Annotated in this window: 8 protein-coding genes; 7 read left to right on the forward strand and 1 reads right to left on the reverse strand. The window is 51.9% G+C overall.

Going from position 1 to position 18016, the window contains the following annotated elements; genetic code table 11:
- The first annotated feature begins 21 nt into the window (after positions 1-21).
- The 7 genes from ACWI0H_RS07015 (at position 22) to ACWI0H_RS07045 (ending at position 14049) form a co-directional block, all read left to right on the forward strand.
- A complete protein-coding gene (locus ACWI0H_RS07015) occupies positions 22-1323 on the forward strand; it encodes an IS1380 family transposase (RefSeq protein WP_179917458.1) in 1302 nt (433 codons plus the stop codon).
- A 535-nt stretch (positions 1324-1858) separates the two neighbouring features.
- On the forward strand, positions 1859-8896 hold the full coding sequence (locus tag ACWI0H_RS07020; protein WP_485875765.1) for a DUF4347 domain-containing protein: 7038 nt from the start codon (positions 1859-1861) through the stop codon (positions 8894-8896).
- A gap of 352 nt (positions 8897-9248) precedes the next feature.
- On the forward strand, positions 9249-9401 hold the full coding sequence (locus ACWI0H_RS07025; RefSeq protein ID WP_485875767.1) for a hypothetical protein: 153 nt from the start codon (positions 9249-9251) through the stop codon (positions 9399-9401).
- A 77-nt stretch (positions 9402-9478) separates the two neighbouring features.
- Positions 9479-9916: a hypothetical protein gene (locus tag ACWI0H_RS07030; protein WP_485875769.1), complete on the forward strand. Its 438-nt coding sequence runs from the start codon at positions 9479-9481 to the stop codon at positions 9914-9916.
- A 169-nt stretch (positions 9917-10085) separates the two neighbouring features.
- Positions 10086-10859 carry a SapC family protein gene (locus ACWI0H_RS07035; RefSeq protein WP_485875771.1) on the forward strand — a complete coding sequence of 258 codons (774 nt, stop codon included), beginning with the start codon at positions 10086-10088 and terminating at the stop codon, positions 10857-10859.
- A 144-nt stretch (positions 10860-11003) separates the two neighbouring features.
- Positions 11004-12749 (forward strand): DUF6311 domain-containing protein, encoded by a 1746-nt coding sequence (locus ACWI0H_RS07040; RefSeq protein ID WP_485875773.1) that lies wholly within the window; start codon positions 11004-11006, stop codon positions 12747-12749.
- A gap of 229 nt (positions 12750-12978) precedes the next feature.
- Positions 12979-14049 (forward strand): DUF4214 domain-containing protein, encoded by a 1071-nt coding sequence (locus ACWI0H_RS07045; RefSeq protein WP_485875775.1) that lies wholly within the window; start codon positions 12979-12981, stop codon positions 14047-14049.
- Positions 14050-14177: 128 nt separating this feature from the next.
- Here the strand turns inward: ACWI0H_RS07045 and ACWI0H_RS07050 are convergent, their stop codons facing one another.
- Positions 14178-18002, reverse strand: a complete 3825-nt coding sequence (locus ACWI0H_RS07050; protein WP_485875777.1) for an Ig-like domain-containing protein — start codon at positions 18000-18002, stop codon at positions 14178-14180.
- Positions 18003-18016: the final 14 nt, after the last annotated feature.

The raw sequence follows: 18016 nt of genomic DNA on the forward strand, positions 1-18016 counted from the left end.
ACACCAACAGCCGCTTCCAAAATGGTACCTGAAAAGCTGACCTTCTCGCCACTCTCTCGCCGCCAAATTGAAGCCGACTTCTCCGGGGGCCACATTACGTCGGACGCCGGATTACTCCTGCTTCGTGAAGTCGATAAACAGCATCGCCTAACACGCCGCTTGGCCGCCGTGCTTCATGATCCCCGCTCACCGGAACAGGTTCGTCATAAGCTCGACACGTTGGTTCGTCAGCGGGTGTTCGGTGTCGCCGCTGGCTATGAAGATTTCAACGACCATGAGGCCCTGCGCTATGATCAGGCCCTTCAGACAGCGCTCGGTGAAGAGGATACGCTGGCAGGCAAGTCGACGCTGTGCCGGGTGGAGCAGAACGCCGATCGGCAAGCAATAGTGAAGGCCCATGAGTTGCTGTGGCATCACTTCATTGAACAGCATGACGAACCACCCAAGGAGATCGTGCTGGACTTTGATGGCACCGACATCCCCGTGCATGGCGAGCAACCCGGCAAGTTCTTTAACCGTTATTACGATCACCACTGCTACTTCCCACTGTATGTCTTCTGTGGGCGCCACTTACTGGTGAGCTATCTGCGCACCAGTGACCGCAGCGACAGCCGCCATAGCTGGGCGATCCTAGCCTTACTGGTACGCTTTATCCGTCAATACTGGCCCGATACGCGCATCGTGTTACGAGGTGATAGCCACTTTTGTCGTCCCCGGATGCTGAACTGGTGTGATAGGCATCACGTCGACTACATCGTGGGAATCGCAAAGAACAGCCGGCTGCTCAAGGAAGTGGACGTCCCCATGATGCTGGTGCGCAAGACCCAATGGCAGGTGGGAGGGAAAGTAGCGGGGACGTTCCGCTTCCAGTATCAAGCCCGCTCCTGGAAATACCCACGCTGGGTGGTGGCCCGCCTAGAAGAAGGTGAGTTAGGCTCTAATCCCCGGTTTATCATCAGCTCTCGTTACGATGACGGCTTCAAGCTTTACTACGAGCAGTACTGTGCCCGGGGTGACATGGAGAACCGGATCAAGGATCAACAACTGAGCCTGTTTGCTGACCGGACCTCCAGCACGCACTGGTGGGCCAATCAGTGGCGGCTGATCTTGTCGGGCTTCGCTTATACGCTGTTCGAGCGGTTACGGACTTACCTGAAGCACACGCCCTTCGCGCGCATGAGTCCAAGCAACCTGAGGCTCAAGCTCATCAAAGTAGGCGCGGTCATCCTCCGCAATACGCGCCGCATCCGGGTGTTGATGAGTGACAGCTACCCCTATAAAACGGCGCTATCCGATCTGGTCAGGCGGTTGGTGCCGAACTGACTGCTCGGGCGCCCCCGGCCCGACGCAATGGGGGAAAGGGGGAAGTGTGTCTGAAGGACGGAAAGTGGTTAAAAAGTAGCCGATGTAAGTCGAGCCAGTAGGTGTTTAGCGGTGTTACAGCCTGAGTGCGGTACTGGCTGAGGTACTATGAGAAATCCAGGCTAGAAGCGTGCGGGTATCAAGTTCGGTTATCACGATGGTCCACACTTCTACAAAAGGGCTGTTAATGACACGTCAGCCTTGCAGGCGGCGGCGTGAGGTTCAGGGAGTATCTAATTATGTATTGATACGCTATAGACGCGCGATTAATTCGTCAAGATCGTCGAACATGCAAACAAATGTCACAAAAATCTTTTTGACTCCCCCAGACGAATTGGCTCTACTTAGTGCGAATTAATTAGCAATAAAGCCTGAAATAGTACGGGGTAATTTAATTAATTAAGACTACTATGCCTGGGCTAAAGCATTTGCGATGTACGCATTGGGGCGGCTTCCTCATTGGAAGCGATAATAATAGATGGGGAAGGGGATAGAAATGGTAGGCGATCTTTTACAACGCAATAACGTCAAAGAAGTCATTTTCATCGATACAGGTGTCGATGGTTGGCAAACCCTGGTTGACGGCGCTCCCGAAGGTGCCGAAATCGTCACCCTGGACTCTTCCCGTGACGGCCTGGCGCAGATGGCGGAATGGGCCGAGGGGAAAGTAGGCTATACCGCCATACATATTCTTTCCCACGGCAGCCAGGGCCAAGTACAGCTCGGCACTGCCAGCCTGAATGACGACACTCTTTCTGATTACTCCGAAGCCCTCGCGCAGATCGGCCAAAGCCTGATCGAAGACGGCGATATTTTGCTTTACGGCTGTGAAGTGGCAGCGGGTTTAGCAGGGTTGAATTTTATCGGTAAACTTGCCCAATCTTCAGGTGCAGATATTGCCGCCTCTGACGATTTGACCGGTGCTACAGCATTGGGCGGTGACTGGGTGTTGGAGCAAACCCACGGGGACATTGATCAGTCCAGTCTGGCGATTGAGTGGAGTGGCACTTTAGCGCCTCCTAACCCTCCCACTGTCACCGGAACGGTGGCCGACATTAGCCTAGAGGAAGAGAGTACTACCAATGTGGACTTGTCCGCACTGGAATTTGTCAACGCAGATAGCGATGAATTAACCGTCACCCTGTCGGTGGATAGCGGCACCTTCTCTGAGCCTGCTGACGGTAAAAGCGATGGTGTAATCACCACAAAGGTTACAGATACTCAAATCACCTTGGCTGGTCCCACTTCGGCTATAAACACATACCTTGATACCGCTTCCAATATCCAATACACCGGCGCTGAAAACATCAGCGGCGATAATGCCGCAACGCTCACCATTAGCGCAGAAGATGGGAACGGGAGCTCACTAGCTGAAAACGTCACCGTCAATCTCGACATTACCGATGTTAACGATGCACCCACCAACATCGTCACTATCACTGGTATTGCCACCGAAGACGAGACTTTAACGGCCAACCCTATCTTAGCCGATGAAGACGGCCTGGGCACGACGATCAGCTATCAATGGCTGCGCGACGGGGAGGTAATTGAGGGCGCTACAGATGAGATCTACACCCTGACCCAGACAGACGTGGATGCCGTGATTAGCGTAGAGGTTAATTATATCAACGACCAGGGCACGCCGGAGACGATGACCTCCGACGCCGCCGGTCCGGTTGTCAACGTCAATGACGAGCCTACAGGCACGGTCACCATTACCGGCACCGCAGAACAAGGCGAAACCCTCACTGCTAACAATAACCTCGTCGATGAAGATGGCCTGGGAGACATTAGTTATCAGTGGCTACGGGGCAGTGAAGAGATCACGGGCGCCACGGGCAAGGAGTACCTCTTAACCCAAGCGGACGCCGGCGCTGAGGTTAGCGTTCGCGCTAGCTACACCGACCTGCAAGGCACGCCAGAGTCGTTGACCTCCGACGCTACCGGTGCGGTTGACAACGTCAACGACGAGCCCTCAGGCGCTGTCACTATCAGTGGCGATGCTGTCGAAGGCCAGAACCTCACCGCCGTCAACAACTTGGCCGATGAAGATGGCTTGGGCGCAATCAGCTACCAGTGGCTGAGTGACGGTGAGGTGATTGAAGGTGCTACTGATGAAACTTATACCCTAACTCAGGCTGATGTCGGCGCTGAGATCAGTGTTCGAGCTAGCTATACCGATCAGCTAGGTACCGATGAAGCCGTTATTTCTGAAGCCACTGGGTTCGTGAACAGCGCTAACAATCATATACCTGTATTTGGGAATGATGCGACAAATAGCTCAACACAAGTGTCTGTCTTCGCGTTCCCCGGCCTGAATGGCAGTGATGCTAGCCCAGGGAATGGCAATGAAAACGCCAACTTGGTGAGCATTGTTCAACATATTATTAACAACGGCGGTGACTACACTCTCGATACCTCTATCACTGATTTCGCCTCGACTAATTTTTCTGACCAGCTAAACGCTAGCGGCTTTTTCTTTATGACGGATATGGAGAACGAGGGGCCATCAAACACAGATTTCTTGCCAGTAAGCGCCCAAGCCACTCTTCGCAACTGGGTCAGCGACGGTGGCGTCATAATGATGACGGGCACTGGCGGTTCTGATGATACTGATTTTTTAAATTTGATATTTGATTGGGATTTAACAACTCAATCAGGTTATTCATGGGAACTTAATAGCAATAACGCTGCAGGTACTCCATTTGAAGATGGCCCCGCCAACTTAACTAATTTAAGTGCAACAGATGCTATTGGTAAGGGTACAGTGTCCAGTTTTACTCCTGTTTATGGAACCGACGATAATGCTACCGTAGCCACCATGAGCTACGGTACAGGCACCGTTATTTTCCTAGGGTATGATTACTTTAACGCGGGCATTGCGGGTACAGGTTTTATAGACAACACCCAATACGAAGTTGATGTAACTACTGGGTCTAGTAGCTCTAATGCATGGGTCACGGAGATGATTCCGCGTGCCATGCAGTATTCGGCAAATCTTTCTTCAACATATAACTTAACTCAAACTGATTCAGTGTTTTCAGAGAGCGATGAGATTGTTGTCTCGGATGCGGATATTGAAGATGAAGTGACTATCAGTGTTAGCGGTGTTTCTGCTCTACAAACCCAGAGGGATGGAACTGAGGCAGCCGAACATTCTTCGTTGCCTACTGATGCTGAATTGCTTGCCATGCTCTCGCTTAGTTCAACGGTGGCAGTAGGCTCTACTGAAACACAAGGCAGTGTGAGTTGGAGCTTTAACGCTGAAAACACGGCCTTCGCTTATCTAGGTCAAGGTGAGAAACTCACACTGACATACACACTAACAGCTGATGATAGCAAAGGCGGAATAGCTACTAATGATATTGACTTTATTGTTAATGGCACTAACGATTCTCCGATTTTAGAAAATGCCGATGACGCTCTAATCTATACTGAAGGTGATGCTGCTACTATGATCGATAGCAGCCTCACGCTGATCGATATTGATAGTGACAATATGACATCAGCCACAGTAACTCTCTCCAATGGCTATGTTGAAAGTGAAGATGTCTTGGCCTTTGTCGACGCCAACGGTATCACCAGCAGCTGGGATGCGACCACAGGCACACTAACGCTGTCAGGCATTGCTACCAAGGCTGAATACGAGGCTGCACTGAAGTCTGTCACCTACCTAAATACCAATACTGTTAACCCTGATACCAATGACCGCACTGTTAGCTGGGTCGTTAATGATGGTGGAGCTGACTCTGCCACTTCTACATCGACAATTAACTTGTTAGCGGCTAACGACTTGCCCACCGGCAACGTGACCATTACGGGTGATGCTGTTGAAGACCAAATCCTCAAGGCTAGCAACAACCTGGCCGATGAAGACGGTATGGGTGACGTTACTAGCTATCAGTGGCTACGTGACAGTGTGGCCATTGAAGGCGCGACGGGCACGGAGTACCTCTTAACCCAAGCGGATGTCGGCGCTGAGATTAGCGTTCGGGCCAGCTATACCGATGGCCGAGGAACGTCAGAGTCTAAGACCTCCGACGCTACCGGTTCGGTTGCCAATGTCAACGACTTACCCACCGGCACTGTCACCATCAGCGGCACGGCCGAACAAGGCGAGACCTTTACCGCTAGCAACGACTTAGACGATGTAGATGGTATGGGTGACGTGTCCTACCAGTGGTTGCGAGATGGCGTGGCAATCACCGACGCCACTGGCGAGACCTACATCCTGTCCCAGACCGATGTGGATACCGCTATCAGCGTGCGGGCTAGCTATATCGACGGCCAGGGCACTGCGGAGTCGAAGACTTCTGGCGCTACTGGCCCGGTTGCTAACGTCAATGATATGCCCATCGGCGGCATCACCATCAGTGGCGATGCTGTGGAAAACCAGACACTCACCGCTGATGGCAGTGGACTGACCGATGAAGACGGTCTGGGCACCATCAGCTACCAGTGGCTGCGCGATGGTGTGGAGATCACTGATGCTACCGACAACACCTACACCCTGACTCAGGCCGATGTGGATACCGCTATCAGCGTGCGGGCTAGCTATACTGACGACCAGGGCACGCCGGAGTCGATGACTTCCGACGCTACCGGTCCGGTTGCCAACATCAATGACGAGCCCACCGGAAGTGTGACCATTACCGGCGATGCTGAGGAAGACCAGACACTCACCGCTAATAGCAGTGGACTGACCGATGAAGACGGTCTGGGCACCATCAGCTATCAGTGGCTGTGCGATGGCACGGTCATTAATGGCGCCACGGGCGCGACCTACACCCTAACCCAGGCCGATGTGGATACCGCTATCAGCGTGCGGGCTAGCTATATCGACGACCAGGGCACAGCGGAGTCGAAAACTTCCGACGCCACCAGCCCGGTTGCAAACGTCAATGATGCGCCCACCGGCAGCGTGACCATCAGCGGCGATGCTGTGGAAGATCAAACACTGACGGCCAGCAATACCCTGGCTGATGAAGATGGTCTGGGTACGATTAGCTACCAGTGGCTGCGCGATGGCACGGCAATCACCGATGCTACCGACAACACCTACATCCTGACCCAGGCCGGTGTGGATGCTGTTATTAGCGTACGGGCTAGCTATACCGACCTGCAAGGCACGGCGGAGTCAAAGACCTCTAGCGACACCGCTGCCGTAGCCAACGTCAATGACGCGCCCACTGGCAGCGTGACCATCAGCGGCGATGCTGTGGAAGATCAGACACTGACGGCCAGCAATACTCTGGCCGATGAAGACGGCCTGGACTCGAAGTCTACCAGCTACCAGTGGTTGCGCGATGGCACGGTCATTGATGACGCGACGGGCGAGACCTACACCTTGACTCAGGCAGATGTGGATGCCGAGATCAGCGTGCGGGCTAGCTATACCGACCTGCAAGGCACGGAAGAGTCGAAGACCTCCGACGCTACAGGCATGGTTGCCAACGTCAATGACGTGCCCACTGGCATCGTGACCATCAGCGGCGATGCCGTGGAAAGTCAGACACTGATGGCCAGCAATACCCTGGCCGATGAAGATGGTCTGGGTACGATCACCTACCAGTGGCTGCACGATGGCACGGCAATCACCGATGCTTCCGCCAACACTTACATCCTGACCCAGGCAGATGTGGATGCCGAGGTCAGCGTGCGCGCTAGCTATATCGACCTGCAAGGCATGACGGAGTCGAAGATCTCCGACGCCACCGATCCGGTTGCCAACGTCAATGACGCCCCAACAGGCAGTGTGACCATTACTGGCGATGCTGTGGAAGATCAGACGCTGACGGCTAGTAACGATCTGACCGATGAAGACGGTCTGGACTCCATCAGCTACCAGTGGCTGCGCGATGGTGTGGAGATCACCGATGCCACCGACAACACCTACACTCTGACCCAGGCAGATGTGGATGCCGAGATCAGCGTGCGGGCTAGCTATACCGATCAGCGGGGTGCTGCAGAAGCCGTCACCTCGGCCGCCACGGCGACTGTGGACAACCTCAACGACGCTCCTACCGGCAGCGTGACCATCACCGGTACAGCCAAAAAATATCAGACCCTGGCCGCCAGCAACGATCTAGCTGATGAAGATGGCCTAGGCACCATCAGTTACCAGTGGCTGCGAGACGGCACGTCTATTGTTGGTGCCACCGGAGAGACCTACACCCTGACCCAAGCCGATGTGCGCAACGAGATCAGTGTTGAAGCCCGCTATACAGACGCCTTTGATACCACTGAAACGGTTTATTCCGCAGCCACCAATCCAGTGGCTGCTATTCCTGTGACACCTGATCCTATTCAAGTTGAACCTACGCCCGGCGAACCGCTGCCGGAAACGCCTTCTGGGCAGCTGTCGGTGAGTGAGACCATCAGCAATAACGGTTCTAAACCTGGCAGCGTTCGTCTGGTTGAAAATACCGGTAATACTAATGTCGTCACCGCTACCCTGCCTAGCCGGGTAAAACTGATAAACGAAGGGGCGCGTACCGCAACGGAGCGTGATCAGGCGCTGGCTAATCTTGTTGCCAGTATTGAAGATAAAGTACCCGGTAACTTGTCCGAACAAACGCAAACGGCAGCCAATTGGCTCAGTACTCGCCCTGACGGAACTCAGCTGGATATCCGCACGTTAACCTTTACCTCGGATCTTGCCACCAATGAGCCGATTGAGATCCGTGGTGAGACAGATAACTCTGCGAGTGGTTTTCAGGAAGCCTTTGTTATTGATGTGACCGCTCTCCCTAGCGGTTCACGTCTGCAGTTGGATAATATCGATTATGCCAGCATTAAAGGCGCTGTGAGCATTGAAGGTGGGGAGGGTGACAATGTCGTCATTGGCGACAACGAGGCACAAGTGATTGTACTCGGGCCGGGCGACGATGAACTGCACGGCGGCGGCGGTAATGACGTGATCGGCTCTAAGGGCGGTGATGACCTGCTGTTTGGGGATAGCGGCGACGATGAATTGTTTGGCGGTGCTGGCGCTGACCTGTTGCACGGTGGCAGTGACAGCGACATGGCCAGCTATGAAGGTAATCGGGATGATTACATCGTTACCCAGCAGTTTGGTGTCATCACCGTTCAGTCAAAAGACGATGAAAGCGATATCGATACCTTGATCAATATCGAGACATTGACCTTTGCCGATGACGAGCTGGCCCTGAGCTACGATGAGGATCTGCAGTGGATTACCGGTCTTTATACCCAGGTGCTGGGGCGTCAGGCGGATGTTGAAGGCGTGCAATACTGGGCACAGTACAGTGCTAACGGGGGAAGCCGAGCAGAAATGGCACTTTCGATGCTGAATTCGGAAGAATCTGGCAAGGTGGTACATGAGGGTGGCGACTATCTGGACTTACTTTATACAGGCCTGTTAGGGCGCGATGCAGATGATGCTGGCAAGGCGTACTGGAGCGGGGAGCTGATGGCTGGCGCCTCAATGCGCGACGTAGTGGACAGCTTTATGTTCTCAGAAGAGATGCGCAGCCACGACCTTGACACCATGCAGTGGGATTTCCTGGTTTAACATCTACTTTGAGTTATGTGTAGAGTCTCAACTGAGCTTTGTAGAGAGTCTGAAACTAACACCAGCCTAGCTTTCTAGGCTGGTGTTTTCTATCTATTCGCTGTAACCACTTCAGTATCAATAAATTCTCATCATAATACTCAGCGCACCATATCAGAGCGTAGTGCTGACTCTTCTCAATGTGAACAGCAGTGGTTGTAAGCTTTTACTTACAAACTGTCAGTATTTTCCTACATAAATTGAGACAGATATTAGCTAGAATCCGTAGTCGTTTGTTAAGCAAAAAGCCTTATCTATAAAGGCAATTATAAACCCCGACAGTGCCGGGAATAATCAAGGGATGAATAAGACAATGAAAAAAACATTGAGCCTGTTGGCCGGTGTAGCAGTACTGGCGACCACCGCCCAGGTAAATGCTGATGTGTTTGAAAAACGTGTTTCCGTTGGCGCGATTGCGGGCACCACCGGCATTGGTGCTGGCGTTTCCACAAAAACCTGGCGCTAACTGGTCGCTACACAGATGGACTGGATTTCGACACCGACTTTGAAGAAGATGGCGTTGATTATGATGCTGAATTTGGCATGAAAGCGGCCAGCCTCAAGATGGATTACTTTCCGTTTGGCGGACGTTTCTTCATTTCAGCGGGCGCGATGATGCCGGACATTGAAGCCAATGTAACAGGTACCCCACAAGACGGCACAACCTACGAGTTGAACGGCACCAACTATTCAGCAGCGCAGATCGGCTCTGTAGTGGGCACCGCAACGGTGGCAGATAGCACTCAGCCTTACTTAGGTATGGGTTGGCGCAGCTCTCACGAAACCGGTTTCGGGTTCTTCTCCGAATTTGGCGTTGTGGCCACGAACGTTGATGTTTCGCTTAGTACCACGAATGGCTTTGAAAACCTCGATCCGACCCTACAAGATGATATCCGCGCCGAAGAAGCGAGTTTAAAAGACGATATCGACAAACTGCCGGTATTCCCGGTGGCGCTGATTGGTATTAGCTACACGTTTTAAGCAAGCACGATATTGGGAATTTAAAGGCAGCCGCAGGGCTGCCTTTTGCATTGCACGTACTAAAAAATTTAAAGCCATAACCCAGCGATATTAGAAGGCAGGTTTTGGCTGTGCCTAGTGGGTTGGGTTTGCGACAATAGCCGCACTGGTTATGTCTTCTGGAGTGTTTATGTCTACTTATCTCGTTATTAGTCCCAAAGAGTGCCAAGGGCTGGCGTGGTACCCGCCGCGCGATGTTGGTTTTGCTGCCACTAATCCACTGGTGCCGCTGCATGCTGGTGAGCTCGCCAAGGCCGCTGCTACTATGCCATTGGCGATTGTGCAGGAAGGGCGAGAGTGGAAACTGGTAGGGGTGGCCGGGTTACGCCAAGACCACAATCTTTTCATAAAAGATGGCCAGTGGTTGGGCCAGTATAAACCGCAATCGCTTACTACTTGGCCCTTCACGGTGGTCACTATTGGTGAGAAAGGCGTTGTTACCATGGACCGCGACAGCGGGCTGGTGGCGACCGATGCCAATGAGCCTGGTGCAGAGCCGTTCTTTAATGAACATGGCCTCCCCGCACCCGCGCTGGAAGTAGTACTTTCTGCCCTGAAGGCCAACCATGCCAAGCAGCGGGCAACCCAAAGGGCCTTGGCGGCATTGAATGCAGCAGAGGTGATCACCCCCTGGCCGGAAAACCTAACCACGCCCATGGGCATGCACATTAATGGCCTGCACATGATCAATGAGAAAGCGCTTTCTCAACTGGAAGACGATGCCTTCCTAACCCTGCGCAAAACTCAGGCACTCCCGCTGGCTTATGCACTAAACCTCTCGTTGCAGCAAAGCCACCTGTTAACGCGTTTGGCCCGGCTTAATCCTGGACAGGTCGCCACTCCCGAAAACTTAGATAGCATCTTCGGCGATGAAGATGATTTAAGTTTTGACTTTGATAGCTAGGGTTTAGTGTTGGCAGCTAAGCTAATGTGCTGATGCTTCATTCATTGTTCGAAGCCTCTCCATTAGCGCCTAGCACAAAATAATTAACTTCTCAGATACCACAATGTGATGGGGTTGGTTTTGATAAAACCCTGTAGGAAGCCTATGTTCCGTTTATGTTACGGGGGCATCGAAGCCTCACCCATGCGCCGTGAGACAGCAAGTTACCTTGGGCGTGGCTCGTTTGATCCTGCCTTAATGTTACTGGCAAGCCTACCGGGAATAGCGTTGGCGTTCTGGCTCTATGGGATGGCACTTGATCCTCGTCATGTGGAGTGGTTGCTGGCTGAGGGGGATAGCCTGCAGCATTTTAGTGGCTGGGATATGTTCCGCAGGGATGAGTGGCGATGGCCTTTAGGTGCGGTGCCTACTCTGGGGTATCAAGTTGGATCATCGATCGTCTATACCGATTCAATACCACTAATCGCAATACCTTTAAAGCTGTTGCACGCGTGGCTGCCAGATCCTATGCAGTACATCGCGCCTGTCATGCTGGTGAACTTGGCACTTAACGGTGCTGTGGCAGCGGGGCTCCTGCGTTGGTTAGGTGTAAGCCGCAGCGTAGCACTTACGGGAAGCTTGTTGGTGGTATCTCTACCTATGGTGACTATGCGCGGGCCAGGCGCGTTGGGACACGAGGCGTTGGCGAGCCATTGGTTGATACTGGTGGCGGTGTGGCTGATGTTAGTACCACGCGTCAGTTGGGGCCATGCTTTACGCTGGCTGGCCCTTCTATTGGTAGCTGTATTGGTTCACTTCTATCTGTTTTTCATGGTCGGTGTGCTCTGGACAGCATGGTGTCTGGCTGGGCTGTGGAGCAATAGGAGGGAGCCTTACCGTGTAGTGATGATGTTCGCCGGGGCGGTGTTTACCATGGTTATGGTGCTGGTCTGCATGTATACGGCGGGTTATTTTGAGTTTGCGCTCACAGTCGAAGGCGAGACGGGCTTTGGCCTCTATTCCACCGAAATGCTGAGTTTCTTCAACCCAGGCAGTGCTGGCCTGTTCTTTCAGGATGTTCATTTTGAGGGAGCGTCCAGCCTAATCGAAGGCTGGTTTTCACCTGTAGCGGGGCAATATGAGGGGTATGCCTACGCAGGAATGGGGGTTCTGGGATTGTGGGTAATGGCATTGGCAGTATGGATTACTGGCCGTTACCTGCCGCTTAACCGTGGTGAACGATTGCTTTTCGTGCCGCTGCTTGCGCTGTTCATTTTCGCTCTGAGCGACCAAGTAGTGGTGGGGCAGTGGGTCGTATCGTTGCCATACCCGGCTTGGATGGATGTGTTTACTCACAAGCTTCGCTCTTCTGGTCGGATGGCTTGGCCACTGCTCTATGGTTTGCTGTTCGCAGCATTGCTGATATTGGCTCGACGTATGCCGGTGCGCTGTCTGTGGCCATTATTACTTGTGGTTCTGCTGTTGCAAGCCTGGGATGTTTCACACTGGCAGCGGTATGCCAGATACCAAATCAGTCAATTGGCGCCGGGTATGCCAGTAATGCGACCTTTTGCTTGGCGAGAGGAACCTGCAGTGGTGTCGATGTTGGAGGAGAGTAGTGAAATCCGCCTTTTACCGGGGGATGATTGGCAGCGTGTAAAGATTATTAGTTGGTTGGCCGCACGCCATGATTTAGCAAGCAATGTCGCTTACTTTGCACGCACTAATCCTGGGTTGCTCTATGCGGCCGCTAGCGAGCAGCGAGCAGCTCTTGAGGCGAGGCGGGTTGAGCCGAATGTACTCTACGCGCTGACTGACACTTCTCTTATTGAGATAGCTTGTCAGGTGGAGGGGGTGGCGTGCTTAGCCGTGGACGGTATGACCTTGGCGTTGAAAAGCGAACAACAATAAATGCCAAAGCGGGCTCTAAGCGATACCTTGCCAGGAGGCAACTGCCTTAGCGAGACAATAGTACATTCAGTAATGTAAATCGTAGTTGTGTAAGAAATATCGTACAAAGCAAGAGCGAATGTCTTACATTAAATTGACTTAAATGATGGTAGTTTTCTAATCCAGTGCTCAACGAAATAATAGCGTGGTAACCACGCGCTATAAAAGATCTAACTGGGGAAAGCTATTCATGGAATACACGAATCAGATTCAAAAGTTTTATATCGCTTATTATGGCCGTCCTGCTGACCCTGAGGGCTTGGCCTACTGGGTTACCCAGCTTGAGCAGAATGGGGGCAACCTGACGGCCATTTTAGAGGCTTTTGGTACCTCAGCCGAGTATGAAAACCGCTTTGGTACGTTAAGCCCCCAAGAGCAGATCAATAATCTTTACCAACAGATTTTTGGCCGTGATGCGGACGATGTTGGTTTGGCGTTCTACACCGGTATGTTGGAGCGTGGCGACAGTTCACTTACTGATCTAGCCCTCGATATTACCAATGGGGCTCTGGGTGAAGATGTCACTGCTATTAATAAGCGGGTGGAAGTGGCTCAGCAGTTTACCCAAGACGTAGAAGAGCGCGGCCTGCGATACAGCGGTGAAGAGAACGACGCCGCTGGTCTCTTAGCTAACGTGACGGCGGACACCAATGTTGCGGCGTATGTTGAGAGCACCCTTGAGCCGTTACTAGCTAACCTGCCAACGAGCGATGTTGACCCAACCCCAACCCCAACCCCAGAGCCAGAGCCTTCTTCCCCAGTAGTGGAGCTCGCTAAGGGCAATGTGGTGTTCTCTTTTGCGCAGGAGAGTGTGCTAGATAATGGCGATTCCGCCATTACGATTTCCGAATCGAGCGCACAGGAATTTGTGAATGCTGAAAACGAGCTGTTCGTCTCTAGCGCTGGCAACTTCGGCGATATCATTACGCTTCAAACGGGTGATGATACGTTGGAATTGGTGTCGATTGAGTTTGTAGGTGATAGCCAGCTGCGTGATGCAGCGACAGCAGTGGGCTACGACAATTGGATAGATATGGCGCTGTTTAACGGGGAGCTGGTCACGGCAGATTCGTTAAATATCTCTGAAGATATGTTCTTTGGGGGTGATATCGAGATCGAAAATTATTTTGGCTACAACTGGCCGTCTGACCTTGAACCGATTAGCCGTGAAGACGGCCAACCTTTTACCCTAGAAATAGAGGTGTTGGATTCGCTTGGCGTCGCCAATCTAGATGCGGTTTTCGCCGAGGCTCTTGCCTAAATCTAGGCTGAGCAAAACCATTTTGAATTAATAGTAAAAAGCGAGAGATACCCTGGGTATCCCTCGCTTTTTTTATGGCTACCTTTGGGTTGTACGCAACTCTACCCTAAAGGTATTGGCAGTTTGCGTTAGCCCCCGGTTCCGCCGCTGACAACGAGTTCAAGTTCGGGCAAAAAGTTCGTGGAAGTTAGGTCATTCACCGTGACGCCAATAAGCGTGATAAAGGGGGTCATGTCATAGTTTTCACCCCCAATACCATCAAAGTCGACGTTGATTTGGGTATCATTCTCTACTTGTTCTAACGCAAAGTATCCTAAGTCAGGATCGAAAGGGTTGCCGCCTGTGTAGTCGATGAGGGTGGAGTAGATGTTACCGTTGTGGTTCTCATTAACCAGTAACGAAAAGTCGAGGACATCAAGATCCGCCTCAAAATCTTCGATGATGGCGGGGCCGTTACCCATTTGCCCGTGCCAGTCGAAGAGCTCGATTTGGAAGGTGTCGCTGCCTTCGCCACCCTTAAAGGTATCACCTCGGCTACCAATTAATGTGTCGTTACCCGCACCGCCATCTAAATGGTTTGTGCCAGTGACATCCTCCAGCCAGTCGTTACCTGCGCCACCTTCAAGGCGATCGTTGCCTGCGCCGCCATAAAGCCAGTCGTCACCGCCCAACCCTTGCAACGTATCGTTGCCTACGCCGCCTGCTAGCTCTTCGTTGTCTTCTGTACCGGTAATGATAACGCCAATATCCTCAGTGCCGCTTGGATCAAGCCCGCTCGGAAGGAAGTTCTGGTCGGTAAGTTGCTCTGCTTTTACGTCTTGTAAAAACAGTAATGGTTGATAGTTACTACCGCCACCTTCGTGGGAAACTTCCAGCCAAGTTCCGTTGCCCTCTGCTTCATTAACAAGATGCATAAACCCTAATGCTTCGCTAAAAGGGTTGCCACCCGTGTAGTTTTCCAGCGCGGGGTAGTCATCCACCAGCATCCCAAGTTCAATGAAATCTTCAGTCACATCAAAGTCGGTGATGATGGCCACATCGTCTGGGTGGGGGCCATCAGAACCGGTATAATAATAGTATGAGTTGAGATGGAAGGTATCCTGCCCATTGCCGCCTGTCAGAGTGTTGCCTTGCGCAATGGACAGAGAGTCGTCTCCGTCCCCACCGTCAAGCGTATTGCGCCCATCGATGTCATAAAGGTAATCGTCCCCAGCGCCGCCGTTGAGAGTATCATCGCCTAGACCTCCGTTAATATCGTCACTGAGTGCGCTGCCATTAACCACATCGTTGCCAGGCCCTGCTTGAACATAACTCCAGTTATCTTCATCGGTAATCGTTATTGTGTCATTGCCAACACTTCCCAATATTTCACCGCTGGCCGTAATTGTTTCCCCCTCGGCTTCCGTACCCTCAGGATCAACGCCTGACGGGTTGAAGTCGCTGGCACTCAGTTGTGAGGGGGTGAGCCCTTTAAACACGATGAGCGGTGTTATTTGCTCATTGTCAATGTAGCCAAACTTGGCATTGAGTAACGCATCACCATTTTCATCGGTCGTTAGGCTGAGGAGGCCTAATTCAAACGGATTGCCGCCCGTATAACCCGGAAGGTTAAGCAAAATATCGCTTAGATTTAACGTATCTTCGCCAGGAGTGAAATCCTCAAAAATGGCAGGTTGCAAATCGGTTTGGTTGGAGTAGTTATCATTCTTGTATGGCCAAAGAGCGAAGAGGTCTTTTCCTTGGCCCCCGATAAATGTGTCGCCAATATGGCCATACAACTCGTCGTTGCCCGTCCCGCCGTTTAAGGTGTTGACGCCTTGGGTATCGTATAGGTAATCATTACCTTCGCCACCTAGCAGGGTGTCGTTACCCGCCTCGCCTTCTAAGCTGTCGTCGCCAGCAAGGCCATGGATAGTGTCGTTACCTAATGTCCCGACTAGGTAGTCGTAACTTTCTGTGCCAACGATAGTGCTTTTGTCGCTGGTGGTGAACGTGCGTGATTGATTCTCGCTGATGCCAGCAAATACTTGACCATCTTGATCTACAAATGCCTCGTCGCTGATGGTCACGTAATATTCCGTTTCAACATCAAGGTTCATCCGTGGGTTTAGCCATACCTTGTTGCCTACAACAGTTACATGGTAACTGTCAGTTACTTCGAATATCAGTGCATCTCCTTCTGCTGGGCGCAGGCTAATGGTACCTCCGGCATTAGCTAGAATCGGCTCATTAAATGTGAATAACAACTTAGCCTGAGGAGATACATTGGCGGTGTCATCGGCTGGACTGGTGTTGATAATGAAGGGGGCTTCATCTTGCTTCAAATCAGGGAGCAGCTCTTTGGATGTTGCTTTGCTAACCGCTTGCTCAATAGCGTCATCTGTCAGTGTTTGGCCTTCTTTGAAACTTGCTGATAGATCGCCTTGCGCTACTACCTGGGCTTTTACTGCTTCGTTTAAGGCGTCTTCAGGCGTTTTACTAACATCCGATACGGCTGTTTTAATGCGTGCGTTGAGGTTAGATAAGGAGGTTGCGGCTGAAGCGCTTTCCCCATCACCAAGCATTTTATCGCTACTGGTTGCGGTTGTGTCGATAATGGCAGTAATCGTTGTACTGTTTGAGAGGTCAACACTTTCTTCACTGTCTTTCAAGATGTTGGCAATGGTGATCGCTGCGTTTTTAGCGGTTGCCTCACCGTCATTTCCATTTTTTGACAAAATACTGGAGGTGGCAGATATAAGGTTAGCGACTTGTATCGATGCTGCTTGAATTCCAAGTGCTGCCTGTTTTTCTTCACTGCTGGCAGTGGTGGAGAGCGCTGTGGCAATGGGGTCGCTGGAAAGTAGGTTAGCGCCTTCGGATAAGCCTAGTGCTTTAACTACTTTGGCCTGTGCGGCAGCAATGCCGTCGCTGGTCAGGTCGTTACCCGCCATTTCAGCAATGAGCGTTGTGAGTGGGTTGACGATAGTAGCGCCAGGCGGTGCTTTAAAAATACCCGTATTAGCCAGCCCGGTACTGATATCGGTACCGCCTTTAACGATGATTGGGCCGCCGCTGCCACCCAATAGTGTGAAGTTGCCCTCATAGTCGGTAAGAGATTGAGGCTCGTCGTCGTCCATTACTCCATCAAAATCCAAATCCATGAATACGGTGGCGTCACGCAGATAGCCATCTTGGGCGGTACCGCTGATGATATTTGTCTGCTCGATAACTGAATTATTACTAATGTTATCTGCTAACAATTGCGACTGTGCCGCATTACCTGATGTATCAGCTAAGGAACCTTGGGTGTTAGCGTCATAGCTTATGGTGATTTCAGCATCAGAAGAAACGGGACGGTCTAGTGTCAATTCAAGGCTGTTACCGTTGATTTGAACAGCGGTCACATTTGCTAAGCTGCCTAGGGTAAAGCTACTCGGGTTCGGTGAGCCGGTAAGAAGTTCTGAGTAGCTGATAGTGATACTTTCACCATTTCCCAAAAGCTCAGCGGCCACCATTGCAGGCGGTGTCTGATCTGTCCCGCCGCTGCTTCCACCCGTAGAGCCTTCTGTTTCCTGTTGTGCTGAGGCTTTGATTTGCGACGTCAGACTACTAAGCTCATTTTCATTAAAACTATGTAGCTCAGGGGTGGCGAGGTATTGCTGTGAAAGCTCAGCGATCTTTTCAGGTGTTTCGCTGGTGATTTCGGTGATCGTTTCAGCGATGACAAGCTTGGCCGCTAGCGTGTCTGCGTCGACCCCTGTGTTGCCACCCGCGGCATTCATAAATGCTGCTAGCATGGCAAGCCCTGCGCTTTCTAGCGGGGTTCCTTGGTCTAGCGTTGCTTGTATCCGCTCACTCCAATAGTCGAGGCCATTCGCATCAGGGTCACGGTTGAGCAAGTTGCGATAAACTGTACTGATATAGCTTTCTGCGCTATTGACATCGGTGTAAAGCGCACTGATTTCCGGCACGTCCGGATTAGCAA

This window comes from Halomonas sp. NYA30, assembly GCF_976980765.1.

What these genes read in the sequence shown, in the direction of transcription:
- ACWI0H_RS07015 (WP_179917458.1), top strand. Translation starts at nt 22, where the DNA reads ATGGTACCTGAAAAGCTGACCTTCTCGCCACTCTCTCGCCGCCAAATT.
- ACWI0H_RS07020 (WP_485875765.1), top strand. Translation starts at nt 1,859, where the DNA reads ATGGTAGGCGATCTTTTACAACGCAATAACGTCAAAGAAGTCATTTTC.
- ACWI0H_RS07025 (WP_485875767.1), top strand. Translation starts at nt 9,249, where the DNA reads ATGAAAAAAACATTGAGCCTGTTGGCCGGTGTAGCAGTACTGGCGACC.
- ACWI0H_RS07030 (WP_485875769.1), top strand. Translation starts at nt 9,479, where the DNA reads ATGAAAGCGGCCAGCCTCAAGATGGATTACTTTCCGTTTGGCGGACGT.
- ACWI0H_RS07035 (WP_485875771.1), top strand. Translation starts at nt 10,086, where the DNA reads ATGTCTACTTATCTCGTTATTAGTCCCAAAGAGTGCCAAGGGCTGGCG.
- ACWI0H_RS07040 (WP_485875773.1), top strand. Translation starts at nt 11,004, where the DNA reads ATGTTCCGTTTATGTTACGGGGGCATCGAAGCCTCACCCATGCGCCGT.
- ACWI0H_RS07045 (WP_485875775.1), top strand. Translation starts at nt 12,979, where the DNA reads ATGGAATACACGAATCAGATTCAAAAGTTTTATATCGCTTATTATGGC.